General features: G+C 71.4%; 14 protein-coding genes. 7 read left to right on the forward strand and 7 right to left on the reverse strand.

Annotated elements, in window-relative coordinates; translation table 11 throughout:
* Positions 1 to 34: 34 nt before the first annotated feature.
* On the reverse strand, positions 35 to 898 hold the full coding sequence (locus AC068Z_RS27390; RefSeq protein WP_478561020.1) for a LysR substrate-binding domain-containing protein: 864 nt from the start codon (positions 896 to 898) through the stop codon (positions 35 to 37).
* Between the two features lie 172 nt (positions 899 to 1,070).
* Here AC068Z_RS27390 and AC068Z_RS27395 point away from each other — a divergent pair, with 172 nt between their 5' ends.
* On the forward strand, positions 1,071 to 2,084 hold the full coding sequence (locus tag AC068Z_RS27395; protein WP_478560902.1) for a bile acid:sodium symporter family protein: 1,014 nt from the start codon (positions 1,071 to 1,073) through the stop codon (positions 2,082 to 2,084).
* Here AC068Z_RS27395 and AC068Z_RS27400 read toward each other — a convergent pair.
* Positions 2,017 to 3,246 carry a DUF4185 domain-containing protein gene (locus AC068Z_RS27400; protein WP_478560905.1) on the reverse strand — a complete coding sequence of 410 codons (1,230 nt, stop codon included), beginning with the start codon at positions 3,244 to 3,246 and terminating at the stop codon, positions 2,017 to 2,019. The genes AC068Z_RS27395 and AC068Z_RS27400 overlap by 68 nt on opposite strands.
* A 121-nt stretch (positions 3,247 to 3,367) precedes the next feature.
* Here AC068Z_RS27400 and AC068Z_RS27405 point away from each other — a divergent pair, with 121 nt between their 5' ends.
* Positions 3,368 to 3,892: an isochorismatase family protein gene (locus AC068Z_RS27405; RefSeq protein WP_478560908.1), complete on the forward strand. Its 525-nt coding sequence runs from the start codon at positions 3,368 to 3,370 to the stop codon at positions 3,890 to 3,892.
* Between the two features lie 77 nt (positions 3,893 to 3,969).
* Here AC068Z_RS27405 and fdhD read toward each other — a convergent pair whose 3' ends face one another.
* From fdhD to AC068Z_RS27430, 5 genes are read right to left on the reverse strand one after another with little or no spacing between them, the layout of a single operon-like run.
* Positions 3,970 to 4,818 carry a formate dehydrogenase accessory sulfurtransferase FdhD gene (gene fdhD / locus AC068Z_RS27410; RefSeq protein ID WP_478560911.1) on the reverse strand — a complete coding sequence of 283 codons (849 nt, stop codon included), beginning with the start codon at positions 4,816 to 4,818 and terminating at the stop codon, positions 3,970 to 3,972.
* 17 nt (positions 4,819 to 4,835) lie between these two features.
* Positions 4,836 to 5,696, reverse strand: coding sequence for a 2Fe-2S iron-sulfur cluster-binding protein (locus AC068Z_RS27415; protein WP_478560914.1), 861 nt, complete (start codon positions 5,694 to 5,696; stop codon positions 4,836 to 4,838).
* Positions 5,693 to 7,519 (reverse strand): NADH-ubiquinone oxidoreductase-F iron-sulfur binding region domain-containing protein, encoded by a 1,827-nt coding sequence (locus tag AC068Z_RS27420; protein WP_478561023.1) that lies wholly within the window; start codon positions 7,517 to 7,519, stop codon positions 5,693 to 5,695. Before AC068Z_RS27420 ends, AC068Z_RS27415 begins: the two co-directional genes overlap by 4 nt.
* A 5-nt stretch (positions 7,520 to 7,524) precedes the next feature.
* Complete coding sequence (locus AC068Z_RS27425; protein ID WP_478560916.1) at positions 7,525 to 9,444, reverse strand: molybdopterin oxidoreductase family protein; 1,920 nt, start codon at positions 9,442 to 9,444, stop codon at positions 7,525 to 7,527.
* 10 nt (positions 9,445 to 9,454) lie between these two features.
* Complete coding sequence (locus AC068Z_RS27430) at positions 9,455 to 10,426, reverse strand: 2-dehydropantoate 2-reductase (RefSeq protein WP_478560919.1); 972 nt, start codon at positions 10,424 to 10,426, stop codon at positions 9,455 to 9,457.
* A 211-nt stretch (positions 10,427 to 10,637) separates the two neighbouring features.
* Between AC068Z_RS27430 and AC068Z_RS27435 the strand changes: the two genes are divergently transcribed.
* From AC068Z_RS27435 to AC068Z_RS27455, 5 genes are all read left to right on the forward strand, one after another.
* Positions 10,638 to 11,993 (forward strand): OFA family MFS transporter, encoded by a 1,356-nt coding sequence (locus tag AC068Z_RS27435; RefSeq protein WP_478560922.1) that lies wholly within the window; start codon positions 10,638 to 10,640, stop codon positions 11,991 to 11,993.
* Complete coding sequence (locus tag AC068Z_RS27440; protein WP_260859755.1) at positions 11,962 to 12,096, forward strand: MFS transporter small subunit; 135 nt, start codon at positions 11,962 to 11,964, stop codon at positions 12,094 to 12,096. Before AC068Z_RS27435 ends, AC068Z_RS27440 begins: the two co-directional genes overlap by 32 nt.
* A gap of 149 nt (positions 12,097 to 12,245) precedes the next feature.
* Entirely contained in the window at positions 12,246 to 13,193 is a 948-nt protein-coding gene (locus AC068Z_RS27445) for a beta-ketoacyl-ACP synthase III (RefSeq protein WP_478560926.1), read from the forward strand.
* 121 nt (positions 13,194 to 13,314) lie between these two features.
* Positions 13,315 to 13,992: a GntR family transcriptional regulator gene (locus tag AC068Z_RS27450; RefSeq protein ID WP_478560929.1), complete on the forward strand. Its 678-nt coding sequence runs from the start codon at positions 13,315 to 13,317 to the stop codon at positions 13,990 to 13,992.
* Between the two features lie 187 nt (positions 13,993 to 14,179).
* Positions 14,180 to 15,361 carry an ROK family transcriptional regulator gene (locus tag AC068Z_RS27455; RefSeq protein WP_478560932.1) on the forward strand — a complete coding sequence of 394 codons (1,182 nt, stop codon included), beginning with the start codon at positions 14,180 to 14,182 and terminating at the stop codon, positions 15,359 to 15,361.
* Positions 15,362 to 15,458 lie beyond the last annotated feature (97 nt).

The following is a 15,458-nucleotide window of genomic DNA, read 5'->3' on the forward strand; positions in this document are numbered from 1 at the left end:
ATCGGCGGCCATCGCGGCACTTTCAGCGGAGCGCCTAGCGCCGGTGCAGTCGCTCCCCGCCCGCCAGGATCGACGCCGCCAGGGCCTCCGCCGCCCCGTGCGCCGCCGTCCGCCGCTGGCCGTGGACCAGGACGAAGTCCACGCGTCCGAGCGCCGGCAGGCCGGACCGGTCCGGCATCCGCACCAGCCCCGGCGGGATCAGGCCCCGGGAGTGCGCCATCACCCCGAGACCCGCCCGGGCCGCCGCGATCAGGCCGTTGAGACTCCCGCTCGTGCACACGATCCGCCACTGACGGCCCTGTCGCTCCAGCGCCTCCAGGGCCAGCGCGCGGGTGATGCCGGGCGGCGGATAGACGATCAGCGGCACCGGCCGCTCGGGATCCAGCCGCAGCCGCTCGGCCCCGATCCACACCAGGCGGTCGTGCCACACCGGCTCGCCCCGCGGATCCTCCGGCCGGCGCTTGGCCAGCACCAGATCGAGCTTGCCCGCGGCCAGCTGTTCGTGCAGCGTCCCCGACAGCTCGACCGTCAGCTCCAGATCGACCTCGGGATGCTCGTACCGGAAGCCCTCCAGGATCTCCGGCAGCCGCGTCAGGACGAAGTCCTCCGACGCCCCGAACCGCAGCCGCCCGCGCAGTCGCGTGCCGGTGAAGAAGGCGGCCGCCTGCTCATGGACCTCCAGGATCCGCCGGGCGAAGCCGAGCATCGCCTCGCCGTCCTCGGTCAGCTCCACGGAGTGCGTGTCCCGCGCGAACAGCTGCCGCCCGGTCGCGTCCTCCAGCCGCCGCACGTGCTGGCTCACCGTCGACTGCCGCAGCCCGAGCCGCCGGGCGGCCTGCGTGAAGCTCAGGGTCTGCGCCACGGCCAGAAACGTCCGCAGCTGAGAGGGGTCGTACACCCTGTCGTACACCCCCCAAGGCTATCGCGGAACGTGATGACAGTCAGAGTGGTATGCCGGATTCCCGATCGCGGCCCCTCGGAGGACGATGGAGAGGGCACGAGCGTGCCCGGGAACCGGACGTACAGCGAAGTAGTGGAGCACAGTGAAACGCCTGCGTTGGCCGCGTTGGATGCCGATCGACCCGTACATCGTCCTGCTCCTCGGGACGGTGGGTCTCGCCGCGCTGGTGCCGGCCCGCGGGACCGGCGCCGACGTGGCCTCCGGCGCCTCCACGGCCGCCATCGCCTTCCTCTTCTTCCTCTACGGCGCCCGGCTCTCCACCCGTGAGGCGCTGGACGGACTGCGCCACTGGCGCCTCCACGTCACCGTCCTGGCCTGCACCTTCGTCGTCTTCCCGCTGCTGGGCCTGGCGGCCCGCGGACTCGTGCCGGTGCTGCTGACCGACCCCCTCTACCAGGGCCTGCTCTTCCTCACCCTGGTCCCGTCCACGGTCCAGTCGTCGATCGCCTTCACCTCGATCGCCCGGGGCAACGTGCCCGCGGCGATCTGCGCGGGCTCCTTCTCCTCCCTCATCGGCATCGTCGCCACCCCGCTGCTCGCGGCGAGCCTGCTGGGCGGCAACGGCGGCGGCTTCTCCGCCTACTCCGTCGTGAAGATCGTGCTGCAGCTGCTGGTGCCGTTCGTGGCGGGGCAGCTGCTGCGCCGCTGGATCGGCGGGTTCGTCGCCCGGCACAAGAAGGTCCTGGGCCTGGTCGACCGGGGCTCGATCCTGCTGGTCGTCTACACCGCGTTCAGCGAGGGCATGGTCCAGGGCGTCTGGCACCAGGTCAGCCCCGCCAGGCTGGCCGGACTGCTGGCCGTCGAGGCCGTACTGCTGGCCGTGATGCTCCTGCTCACCTGGTACGGCGCGAAGGCCCTGCGCTTCGGCCGCGAGGACCGCATCGCCATCCAGTTCGCCGGCTCCAAGAAGTCCCTCGCCGCAGGGCTGCCCATGGCGAGCGTCCTGTTCGGCGCCCACGCGTCCCTCGCCGTGCTGCCGCTGATGCTCTTCCACCAGATGCAGCTCATGGTCTGCGCGGTGATCGCCAAGCGCCGCTCGCACGACAGGGAAGCGGTCAATCCTCAGGCGCGGCCAGCCGCAGAGTCAAGAATCGCGGTCGGTACAGGGAGACGTTCCGGCTGAGCTGGGCGGCGGCCCCGGTGGTCTCCAGCCAGTTGACGTCGTAACTGAGCACGAGCCGCCCCTCGTCGCTCAGCTCGGGATGGGTCTGCGGGTTGTACGCGGCCACCTGTCCGTCCGGCAGCGCGGGACTGAAGTCCTTCGCGGGACCGTGCCAGGGCCCGGTGGGGGAGCAGGACCAGTAGGACGTCACGGTGGTCAGCCCGGCCGAGCCGGCTGCCATCGTGAACAGGACATAGGTCCCTTCGTCCCGCACCACCGAGAACGCGCTGCCGACCCCCGTACGCTCCCCGTCCCCGAGCACCGCGCGCGGCCGGACCCCCGCCGCCCACTCCTTCCCGTCCCAGTACTCCCAGGCCGCGGGATCGGCGAGCCCGCCCTCCGGCACCCGGGCCACGTACGCCCGCGAGACGGGGCGGGAGGCGGCCTGCCGGTCGTCGCCGCCGAAGACGTACGTCCAGCCGCCCTCCTCCACGAGCGTCGTCCCGAACAGCACCCGCCGGGCCGGATCGGCGACCGGCTGCTGGTCGAACACCTTCACCACCGACTCCACCCGCAGCTCCGGCAGGGACAACGTGGCGACCTCGGTGGCGGTCGGGACGCCGTAGATCCACGGCGCCTGACCGGTGGTCCGCACCCACAGCACCACCCGCAGCACGCGGTCCGCGGAACCGGGCGACCGGGGCTCCACGCGCGCCCCGACGGGCCAGCGCCACTGTCCGGGTGCCGGGTCACCGAAGAGGGGGGCGGGCAGGGTGCTCTCCAGCCGCCCGTCCCGCATGACGACCCCCGAGTTGCGCACCATCGGGGCCGCCGCGTCCCGCCAGGCGTAGGACTCGCCGACGGGATTGGGCGGCCCGTAGACCTGCCCCAGATAGGTGTCGGAGAAGAGCCACAGCACCCGCCCGTCCGGCAGCCGCACCGAGTGGGTGCCGTCCCCGCCGGTCCAGTCGTCCGTGCGGGAGGCGTCGTCGCCGTACCGGGCGAACTCCGCGGTGAGGCGCTCGTCGGCGGCCCAGGTCCGCACGGTACGGGCCGAACAGGCGTCCCCGCCCCCGCCCTCGTCCTCCGGAAGGGCGGTGAGCAGCACGGCGCCGAGCACCAGGGCCAGCAGCAGGCCGAGCCCGGTTCCCGTCCGCTGTCGTACCGTCGCGTCGTCGGACACGCTCCCGGACGTTAGTGGGCGACGCGCGTGGGGTCCATGGTGCCTCGCGAACGCGCCGCGCTCATGGGCCCGTTGATCGGGTTTCCCGGTACGGACGGCGCACGGGGGCTAACGTTCCGTCATGACCGCACCTCTCGCACTCGATCCCGCGCGCACCGCTCTGGTCCTCGTCGACCTGATGGACCGCATCGTCGCGCTGCCCCTGGAACCCCGGAAGGGCACGGACGTGCTCGCCACCTGTGCCGAGCTGGCGTCGGCCTGCCGGGCGGCGGGCGCCTCGGTGGCGCTGATCCGGGTGGAACGCCCGCACGTGGCCGAGCAGCCGCCCGGCAGCGCGCTGGCCGAGGGCCTGGCCCAGGAGGGTGACCTACAGGTGGTGAAGCGGACGATCGGCGGCTTCCAGGGCACGGGTCTCGACGACCTGTTGCGTCAACGGGGCATCAGGACGCTGGTGTTCGGCGGTATCGCCACCAACCTCGGGGTGGAGTCCACGGCACGCGCGGCGGGCGACCTCGGCTACGAACTGGTCTTCGTGGAGGACGCGATGACGGCGTTCACGGCGCCGGAGCACGAGGCCTCGGTCCGGCTGGACTTCCCCAGACTGGGCACGGTGGTGACGGCGGCGGAGGTGAGATTCGCCCCCTGACACGGCGGGGCCCCTCGGGCGCAGGGGGCGCTCCCCGCCGTTCGGGGCCCCGCCGCCGTGTCGCGGGGCAGGACCGGTCAGCCCTGGGCGGCCGCGGCCCGCAGGGCGATCCGGTCCTCGCCCGCGTACACGTTCATGGAGGCGCCCCGCAGGAAGCCGACGAGGGTCAGCCCGGTCTCGGCCGCCAGGTCCACCGCCAGCGACGACGGCGCCGACACGGCCGCCAGGACCGGGATCCCCGCCATCACCGCCTTCTGGGCGAGCTCGAAGGAGGCCCGTCCGGAGACGAGCAGGATCGCGCGGGACAAGGGCAGGTCACCGCTCTGCAGCGCCCGCCCGACCAGCTTGTCGACCGCGTTGTGCCGCCCCACGTCCTCCCGTATGTCGAGCAGCTCCCCGTCCTCGGAGAACAGGGCCGCCGCGTGGAGCCCCCCGGTCCGGTCGAAGACCCGCTGGGCGGCGCGCAGCCGGTCGGGGAGGCTCGCCAGCAGCTCCGGCTCGACGCGGACCGGGGGAGTGTCGGCGATGGGCCACCGGGCGGTGGTACGCACGGCGTCGAGGCTGGCCTTGCCGCACAGGCCGCAGGACGAGGTCGTGTACACGTTCCGCTCCAGCGTGATGTCGGGAATGACGACACCCGAGGACGTACTCACGTCGACCACGTTGTACGTGTTGGACCCGTCCGCCGTGGCCCCCGCGCAGTACACGATGTTCCGCAGCTCGGAGGCGGCCCCCAGCACCCCCTCGCTCACCAGGAACCCGGCGGCGAGCGCGAAGTCGTCCCCCGGGGTCCGCATCGTGATCGCGAGGGGCTTGCCGTTGAGCCGGATCTCCAGGGGTTCCTCGGCGACGAGCGTGTCCGGCCGGGTGGAGACGGCCCCGTCCCGGATGCGGATCACCTTGCGTCGTTCCGTGACTCGTCCCATGTCCCCATCAGCCCCGATCAGTTCCGGTTCTGGACGTGCTGGTAGCCGAAGCGGCCCTTGATGCACAGATTGCCGTGGGTCACCGGGTTGTCGTGCGGCGAGGTGACCTTCACGATCTCATTGTCCTGCACGTGGAGGGTGAGGTTGCAGCCCACTCCGCAGTACGCGCACACCGTGGTCGTCTCCGTCTGCGCCGACTCGTCCCACGTGCCCGCCTCCCGCATGTCGAATTCCGACTTGAACGACAGCGCCCCGGTCGGGCACACCTCGATGCAGTTCCCGCAGTACACACAGGCCGAATCGGTCAGCGGGGCGTCGTGCTCCACCGCGATCCGCGCGTCGAAGCCCCGCCCGGCCACGGAGATCGCGAAGGTGTTCTGCCACTGGTCGCCACAGGCGTCCACGCACTTGTAGCAGAGTATGCACTTGCCGTAGTCGCGCACGTACAGGTCGTTGTCGACCCTGGGTTCCTCGTTCAGCCGGGCGGCGTCCGGGCCGAACCGCTCGGGCTTGGCCTCGTACTCCTTGATCCACGCGGCGACCTCGGGGGTGGTCGACAGATCGACCGAGGAGGCGAGCAGTTCGAGGACGATCTTCCGGCTGTGCCGGGCCCGTTCGGTCCCCGTCCGCACCTCCATCCCGGCCTCGGCCTTCCGGGAGCAGGCCGGCACCAGCGTCCGGGCCCCCTCCACCTCGACGACACACACGCGGCAGGCGTTCTTGGGCCGCAGCGTGTCCCCCTCGCACAGGGTGGGCACGTCCTTCCCGGCCGCCCGGCAGGCGTCGAGGATCGTCGAGCCCTCCGGCGCCCGCACCGCCTCCCCGTCGAGGGTGAACTCCAGGAGCCGGCGCGGCACACCCAGCGGTATCGCGGTCATTCGTACGCCCCCAGTCGGTCGATGGCGGATTCCACGGCGTTCCACGCGGTCTGTCCCAGACCGCAGATCGAGGCGTCCCGCATCGCCCGGCCGACCTCTCTGAGCAGGGCGATGTCCTCGGCGGCTGCCGCGCCCGTGCGCTCGGCGATCCGGTGCAGCGCCTCCTCCTGGCGCACCGTCCCGACCCGGCACGGCACGCACTGCCCGCACGACTCGTCGCGGAAGAACTCGGCGATGCGCAACAGCAGCCGGGGCAGCGGCACCGAGTCGTCGAAGGCCATGATGACCCCGGACCCCAGCGTCGTCCCGGCTTCCCGCGTGCCTTCGAAGGTGAGCGGGATGTTCCTCTCGTCGGGCCGTACGAAGCCGCCCGCGGCGCCGCCGAGGAGCACCGCGCGCAGCCCCGGGCGCACGCCGGCCAGCTCCAGCAGCTCGCCCAGCGTCGCTCCGAACGGCAGCTCATAGATGCCGGGCCGCGCCACGCTTCCCGACACGCAGAACAACTTCGGGCCGGTGGACTTCGCGGTGCCGATCGCCGCGTACGCCGGTGCGCCCATGGTCAGGATCGGCAGCACGTTCACCAGGGTCTCGACGTTGTTCTCCACCGTCGGCTTGCCGAACAGACCCTTCTCCACCGGGAACGGCGGTTTCGAGCGCGGCTCGCCCCGGTAGCCCTCGATGGAGTTGAACAGGGCCGTCTCCTCGCCGCAGATGTAGGCGCCCGCGCCCCGCCGGATCTCGATGTCGAAGGCGTACCCCTGGCCGAGGATGTCGTCCCCGAGCAGCCCGCGCGCGCGTGCCTGCGCCAGGGCGTGCTTCAGGCGCCGCAGCGCCCTCGGGTACTCCCCGCGCAGGTACAGGTATCCCTGGTGGGCGCCCGTCGCGTACGCGGCGATCGTCATGGCCTCGACCAGCGCGTACGGATCGCCCTCCATGATCACGCGGTCCTTGAAGGTGCCCGGCTCGGACTCGTCGGCGTTGCAGACGAGGTAGTGCGGATGGTCGGGCTGGGACGCCGTCGCCTGCCATTTGCGGCCGGTGGGGAAGGCGGCGCCACCACGCCCGACCAGGCCCGAGTCGGTCACCTCGCGGATCACACCCGCCGGGCCCAGCTCGAAGGCCCGGCGCAGGGCGGTGTAGCCGCCGTGGGCGCGGTAGTCGTCGAGCGAGGCGGGGTCGACCACGCCCACCCGGCTCAGCAGGGTCAGTCCAGGATCCCCGGCCTGCGGCACCGCCAGCGCGGCCGGCGGCTCCTCGGGCGCCGAGTCGGGCGAGGTCGCGGCGAGCACGGCGTCGCGCACGGTCGTGGGCGCCGAGACGGCCGTACGCACCGGATCGCCCGCCCTGACCGCCAGCGCCGCCGGAGCCCGCTCGCACAGGCCGAGGCAGGGGCTGCGTTCCACGTGCACCCCGGGGCCGAGACCCGCCTCGACGCCCGCGCACAGCTCGGCCGCGCCCGCCGCCGCGCAGGCGAGGTCCGTGCAGACGTGCAGGACGGTGGCCGGGCGGGGCTTGACGGAGAACATCGCGTAGAAGGTGGCGACGCCGTACGCCTCCGCCGGCGGGACCGTCAGGCGGCGGCAGAGGTAGTCGAGGGCGCCGTCGCTGATCCAGCCGACGCGGTCGTTGATCGCGTGCAGCCCCGGCAACAGCAGGTCCCTGCGGTCCCTGGCCGCCCGGCCGCCCCTGGCCCACCTCAGGTCGGCGGCCCTCATCTCATCGCGGGCGGCGCCCTCCCAGGAGGACTCGGGCGGGCCCAACAGGGCGTCGACGGCCGCCCGTTCGTCGTCCGTCGGCTTGCTGTCGCCGAAGTGCAGGTCCACTTGCGTCACCTCACGATGGTCGCGACGGGGAGCTTCTCGATCCGGATCGCCGAGGCCTTGAACTCCGCCGTGCCCGCGATCGGGCAGTTCGCCTCGATCGTCAGCTGATTGGTGTCCACCTCGTCGGGGAAGTGCATGGTCATGAACGCGAGCCCGGGCCGCAGGGCGGTGTCGATCCACACCGGCGCGACGACGGATCCCCGGCGCGAGCTGACCCGGACCTCCTCGCCGACCACGACGCCGTAGCGCTCGGCGTCCTCCGGGCACAGCTCGAGGTACTCGCCCCGGCGCAGCGGAGAGGCGTAACCGCCGCTCTGCACGCCGGTGTTGTAGGAGTCCAGCCGTCGTCCGGTGGTGAGCCGGATCGGGTACTCCTCGTCCGTGAGGTCGACCGGCGGATCGTGCTGGACCAGGCCGAAGGGCGCGAGACGGCCCCTCCTGGCGGGGTCGGACTCCCACAACCGGCCGTGCAGATAGCTGGGTTCGATCCCCTCGGTGCTGGGACAGGGCCACTGGATGCCCTGGTGCTCCTCCAGGCGGTCGTACGTCATCCCGAAGTGGTCCGGGGAGACCGACCTCAGCTCGTTCCACACGGCCTCGGCGTCGGCGTACTTCCACTCGTGGCCGAGCCGGTTGGCCAGTTCGCAGAGGATGTCGATGTCCTCGCGGGCCTCGCCGGGCGGGGTGACCGCCGCCCGCACCCGCTGGACGCGCCGCTCGCTGTTGGTGGTGGTGCCGTCGGTCTCCGCCCAGCCGGCGGTGGCGGGGAGCACGACGTCCGCCAGTTCGGCGGTCCTGGTGAGGAAGATGTCCTGGACGACGAGGAAGTCGAGCGCCTTCAGCCGCCGTACCGCCTGCTCGCTGTCGGCCTCCGACTGCGCCGGGTTCTCGCCGATGCAGTAGACCGCCTTGAGCGTGCCCTCCTCCATCGCCTCGAACATCTCCGTCAGGTTCAGCCCGTAGTGCGGCTGGATGACGGTGTCCCAGGCCGCTTCGAACTTCAGCCGGGTGCCGGCGTCGAGGATGTCCTGGAAGCCGGGCAGCCGGTTGGGGATGGCGCCCATGTCGCCGCCGCCCTGCACGTTGTTCTGGCCGCGCAGGGGCTGCAGCCCGCTGCCGTAGCGGCCCACGTGCCCGGTCAGCAGGGACAGGTTGATCAGCGCGCGGACGTTGTCGGTGCCGTTGTGGTGCTCGGTGATGCCGAGGGTCCAGCACAGCTGGGCGCGCTCGGCGCGGGCGTAGGCGTGCGCCAACTCCCTTATGGCGGCGGCCGGTACGCCCGTGACCTTCTCCGCCAGGGAGAGCGTCCAGGGCTCGACGAGCGCCTTGTACTCCTCGAAGCCGGTGGTGGCCCGCTCGATGAACGCCTCGTTGGCCAGGCCCGCGTGGATGATCTCCCGGCCGATCGCGTGGGCCATGGGGATGTCGGTGCCGACGTTCAGCCCCATCCAGCTCTCGGCCCACTCGGCGGTCGACGTCCGGCGCGGGTCGACGGCGTACATGCGGGCGCCGTTCCTGATCCCCCTCAGCACGTGCTGGAAGAAGATCGGGTGCGCGAAGCGGGCGTTGGAGCCCCACATCACGATGACGTCGGTGTGCTCGATCTCCTCGTACGACGACGTCCCGCCGCCGGAGCCGAAGGCGGCCGACAGGCCGGCGACGCTCGGCGCGTGGCACGTCCGGTTGCAGGAGTCGACGTTGTTGGTGCCCATGACGACCCGGGCGAACTTCTGGGCGACGTAGTTCATCTCGTTGGTGGCCCGGGCGCAGGAGAACATGCCGAAGGCCCCGCGGTGGCGCTCGATGCCGCGGGCCGCGCGGTCGAGGGCCTCCTCCCAACTGGCCTGCCGGAACGGCTCGTCGCGGGAGTCGCGGACGAGCGGGTGGGTGAGCCGGGTGTAGGTCTTGGGTTGCCGTTTCCTCATGGGAAGCTCCTCATGCGGCGCTCCTCAGCGCGAGCAGGTCCGAGATGGCGTGCACGGTGCGCAGGGTGGGCACGTCCACGCCGGTGATCTCCGCCAACTCGACGACGGCCGCGAGGAGGACGTCGAGTTCGAGCGGCTTGCCGCGCTCCAGGTCCTGGAGCGTGGAGGTGCGGTGGTCGCCGACCTTCTCGGCGCCGGCCATCCGGCGTTCGATGGAGACGCCGATCTCGCAGCCGAGGGCCTCGGCGACGGCGAGCGTCTCGGCCATCATGGTCTCGATCACCTTGCGGGTGCCGCCGTGCAGGCACATCTGCCGCATGGTGGCGCGGGCCAGCGCGCTGATCGGGTTGAAGGAGATGTTGCCGAGCAGTTTGAGCCAGATGTCGTTGCGCAGATCGGGCTCGACCGGGCACTTCAGGCCACCGGCGATCATGGCCTCGCCGAAGGCGAGACAGCGCTTGGAGACGCTGCGGTCGGGCTCGCCGATGGAGAACCGGGTGCCTTCCAAGTGCCGTACGACCCCTGGGCCTTCGAGCTCGGTCGCCGCGTAGACGACACAGCCGATGGCCCGTTCGGGCGCGAGCACCGCACTGACCGCGCCGTCGGGGTCGACGCTCTCCACGCGATGACCGTCGTGGGGACCGCCGTGCCGGTGGAAGTACCACCAGGGGATGCCGTTCTGGGCGGCGATCACCGCGGTGGAGTCGTGCAGCAGAGGCTCGATCAGCGGCCCGCACGCCGCGTACGAGTTGGCCTTCAGACCCAGGAACACATAGTCGACCGGGCCGACCTCGGCCGGGTCGTCGGTGGCGTGGGCCGAGGCGGTGAAGTCGCCGCGCGGGCTGAGCACCCGCACGCCGTGCTGCCTCATGGCCGCCAGATGCGGTCCACGGGCGACGAGATGAACGTCGGCGCCGGCGCGATGGAGCGCGGCACCGACGTAGGCGCCGATCGCACCGGCGCCGAGGACTGCGACTTTCATACGGGGAAGCTCCGTTCGGTTCGAGGGATACCGCGGAGATGGCGCATCGCCGAATCATGGCGACATCATGTCGACGAAATATTGTCTACAGTATGCTCGTCGAGGCGACAAGGGTTCGGGCCGACCGTTCGTCGCGCGTTGGATACCGCTCATCGCATACGGTCGACGGATCGCTTTTCAACTACCCGCGCGCTTCCTACCGTTCGGGATCATGAGTCCCCCCGTCGCGCCCCCGGGCTGGAGCCGCTGGCTCGTTCCCCCCGCCGCTCTCTCGGTCCACCTCTCCATCGGACAGGCCTATGCGTGGTCCGTGTTCAAGCCGCCCCTGGAATCCGCGCTCGGCCTCAGTGGCACGCAGAGCGCCCTCCCCTTCCAGCTGGGCATCGTCATGCTGGGCCTGTCGGCCGCGTTCGGCGGCACGCTCGTCGAGCGCAACGGCCCGCGCTGGGCGATGACCGTCGCCCTGTGCTGCTTCTCCTCCGGCTTCCTGCTGTCCGCCCTCGGCGCGGCCACCGAGCAGTACTGGCTGATCGTTTTCGGCTACGGCTTCGTCGGCGGGATCGGCCTCGGCATCGGGTACATCTCACCGGTCTCCACCCTGATCAAGTGGTTCCCGGACCGCCCCGGCATGGCCACGGGCATCGCCATCATGGGCTTCGGCGGGGGTGCGCTGATCGCCTCGCCGTGGAGCGCCCGGATGCTGGAGTCCTTCGGCGGCGACTCCTCCGGGATCGCGCTGGCGTTCCTGGTGCACGGTTTGTCGTACGCGGTGTTCATGGCGCTGGGCGTCTTCCTGGTACGGGTACCCGAGGGCTCCCTGGGCGGTGTTGAATCCGCGGCTTCCGCCGCGGGGGCGCGGTCAACCCCCACCGGCCCGCAGGTATCAGCGAACCAGGCCGTCCGCACACCCCAGTTCTGGTGTCTCTGGGTAGTGCTCTGCATGAATGTGACCGCAGGCATCGGCATCCTGGAGAAGGCCGCCCCCATGATCACGGACTTCTTCGCGAACACGTCGACAACGGTGTCAGCCACCGCGGCCGCCGGCTTCGTCGCCCTCCTGTCCGCCGCCAACATGGCCGGACGCATCGGCTGGTCCTCCACCTCCGACCTCATCGGCCGGAAGAACATCTACCGCCTCTACCTGGGCGTCGGCGCGCTGATGTACGCCTCCATCGCCCTGTTCGGCGACTCCTCCAAGCCGCTGTTCATCCTCTGCGCCCTGGTGATCCTCTCCTTCTACGGCGGCGGCTTCGCCACGGTCCCCGCCTACCTCAAGGACCTCTTCGGCACCTACCAGGTCGGCGCCATCCACGGCCGGCTGCTCACCGCCTGGTCCACCGCCGGTGTCCTCGGGCCGCTGATCGTCAACTGGATCGCCGACCGGCAGGAGGAGGCGGGCAAGACCGGCGCGTCCCTGTACGGGCTCTCCTTCGTCATCATGATCGGCCTGCTGGTCGTCGGCTTCGTCGCCAACGAACTGGTCCGGCCCGTCCACTCCCGCCACCACATCCCCGCACCCCGCAAGGAGGCCGTCGATGTCGAACGACAGCAGCCAGAGTCCGCCTGACCGGCGCGGACTGATCGCCTTCGCCTGGCTGTGGGTGGGGGCACCCCTCTGCTACGGCCTCTACGAGCTCGTACAGAAGGCGACGCAGCTGTTCACCGGGTGAGCGTTCGAGAAGTGTTCGGGTGTCCGGGAGTCTGACGGAAGCCGACAACCCGGGCCGCCGTTTCCTGTGGCTTCACCTGCCGCCGTACCGGTGAGTCACTGATCAGACTGGTGCATCCCGCTACCCGAGGTTCAAGGGGATCACCAACCATGAACGGCACCCGCATCGCCGCCGTCGGCCACTATCAGCCCGCCAGGGTCCTCACCAACGAGGAGCTGGCGGGCATGGTCGACACCAGCGACGAGTGGATCACCACCCGGGTCGGCATCCGCACACGCCACATCGCCGGGCCGGACGAGCCCGTCGACGAGCTCGCCGGCCACGCGGCGGCGAAGGCGCTCGCGGCGGCGGGGCTCGCGCCGAGCGACATCGACCTGGTCCTGGTGGCCACCTCCACCGCCGTCGACCGCTCCCCGAACATGGCCGCCCGGGTCGCCGCCCGGCTCGGCATCCCCTCGCCCGCCGCGATGGACATCAACGTCGTGTGCGCCGGCTTCACCCACGCGCTGGCCACCGCCGACCACACCGTCCGCGCGGGCGCCGCGACCCGGGCGCTGGTGATCGGCGCCGACAAGATGTCCGACGTGACGGACTGGACCGACCGGACGACCTGTGTGCTCGTCGGCGACGGGGCGGGGGCCGCCGTGGTCGAGGCCTGCTCACCGGGTGAGCAGCCCGGCATCGGGCCCGTGCTGTGGGGTTCGGTGCCCGAGATGGGGCATGCCGTGCGGATCGAGGGAACGCCCTCGCGGTTCGCGCAGGAGGGCCAGAGCGTCTACCGCTGGGCCACCACCCGGCTCCCGGCGATCGCCCGGCAGGCCTGCGAGCGGTCCGGGCTCGCACCCGCCGACCTCGCCGCGGTCGTCCTCCACCAGGCCAACCTGCGGATCATCGAGCCGCTCGCGGAGAAGATCGGCGCGGTCAACGCCGTCGTCGCCCGCGATGTCACCCACTCCGGCAACACCTCCGCGGCGAGCATCCCGCTGGCCCTCTCCAAGCTCGTGGAGCGCGGGGAGATCTCCTCCGGCGATCCGGTCCTGCTGTTCGGCTTCGGCGGGAACCTTTCGTACGCCGGACAGGTCGTCCGCTGCCCCTGAGCTGGCCGTTCGTCCGGGTGTGACAAGGCCGATTCCCCCTCTCCCTGGCCTTTGTGCGGCGTAGACTGTAGACGAAAGACAATCCATACTTGCTGTCCGACGGCTCTGGAGGGGGACCGCGATGTTGTCGACAGGACTTCCGCAGGGGGCGGTGCCCAAGCTCGAACGGCCCGGGCCGCTGCGGGACCGTGTCTACGAGGCCCTGCTCGAACTCATCACCACCCGCGCGCTGCGCCCCGGCCAGCATCTGGTCGAGAGCGAACTCGCCGGTCATCTCGGTGTGTCACGGCAGCCCGTGCGCGAGGCGCTGCAACGCCTCAACACCGAGGGCTGGGTCGATCTGCGGCCGGCCCAGGGCGCGTTCGTGCACGAGCCCACCGAGGAGGAGGCCGACCAGCTCCTCACCGTGCGCACTCTGCTGGAGGCCGAGGCCGCCCGGCTCGCCGCCGCCAACGCCGGGACGGCCGGGATCGCCGTGCTGGAAGAGCTGTGCGCCGAGGGTGAGCGCGCGGTGGAGGCGGACGACGTGGACGGCGCGGTCGCGATGAACGCCCGCTTCCACGCGAAGGTCATGGAACTCGCGGGCAACGCCGTCCTCGCCGAACTCGCCGCGCAGGTCGACCGGCGGGTGCGCTGGTACTACACGCCGGTGGCCCGGCAGCGCGGGAAGCAGTCCTGGATCGAGCACCGTCGCCTGATCGCGGCGATCTCCGACCGGGACGAGCAGCGAGCCACCGAGCTGATGCGCGAGCACACCGAGCACACGCGGACGTCGTACCACGCGCGCCAGCGGTCGTGACCCAGTAGTGCGAGGGCCGTCCGCGCCGCCCTGCGAGGGCCGTCCGCGCCGCCCTTTGTCCTGTGAGTGGTAGAAGTCGTCAGTAATTCCTGCACAGATTCTTCCCAGCCACGGCAGCCGCTGCTACGTTCCCCTCGAAAGCCCGGCAACGGTGGCCGATTGAGGCGGGGAGGGGCACGTGAGACGGATGACGGCGCGACCCGCGAACGCCCATCAGGCCCGGCTGCTCAAGCTGTTGCGTGACGGGGGTCCCAACTCCCGGGCGCAACTGGGCGATCAGGTCGATCTGTCGCGGTCCAAGCTGGCCGTGGAGGTGGACCGGCTGCTGGAGACGGGCCTGGTCGTGGCCGACGGACTCGCCGCCTCGCGCGGTGGCCGGCGCTCCCACAACATCCGGCTCAACCCGGGGCTCCGCTTCCTCGGCGTCGACATCGGCGCGACCTCGGTCGACGTCGCGGTCACCAACGCCGAGCTGGAGATCCTCGGACACCTCAACCACCCGATGGACGTGCGCGAAGGCCCGGTCGCGGTCTTCGAGCAGGTCCTCGCCATGGCCGCCAAGCTGCGGGCGACCGGACTCGCGGAGGGGTACGACGGCGCCGGGATCGGCGTCCCGGGGCCGGTCCGCTTCCCCGAGGGCGTGCCGGTCGCGCCGCCGATCATGCCGGGCTGGGACGGCTTCCCCGTGCGGGAGGCGCTCAGCCAGGAACTCGGCTGCCCGGTCATGGTCGACAACGACGTGAACCTGATGGCGATGGGGGAACAGCACGCGGGCGTCGCACGCTCCGTGAACGACTTCCTCTGCGTCAAGATCGGCACCGGTATCGGCTGCGGCATCGTCGTCGGCGGTGGTGTCCACCGCGGTACGACGGGCAGCGCCGGCGACATCGGGCACATCCAGGCCGTACCCGACGGCAGGCCCTGTGCCTGCGGCAACCGGGGATGTCTGGAGGCCCACTTCAGCGGCGCCGCCCTCGCCCGGGACGCCCTGGAGGCGGCCCAGCAGGGGCGGTCGGCCGAACTCGCCGCGCGGCTCGAGGCGAACGGCGACCTGAGCGCCGCCGACGTCGCCGCCGCGGCCGCCGCGGGTGACGCCACCGCCCTCGACCTGATCCGCGAGGGCGGCGACCGCACCGGTCAGGTCATCGCCGGACTCGTCAGCTTCTTCAATCCGGGCCTGGTGGTGATCGGCGGCGGTGTGACCGGACTCGGCCACACCCTGCTCGCCGCGATCCGCACCCAGGTCTACCGCCAGTCGCTGCCCCTGGCGACCGGCAATCTGCCCATCGTGCTGGGGGAGTTGGGCCCCACCGCCGGAGTCATCGGCGCGGCCCGGCTCATCAGCGACCACCTGTTCTCACCCGCGTAACCGCACGCCTCCACACCCCGCGCAATCACCTCGTTACACGAGTCACTCCCGTACTGCGCCCTGCTTCGCCCTGCCCTGAACCGGCCCGCACGCCCGC

The organism is Streptomyces sp. NPDC043726 (assembly GCF_056436565.1).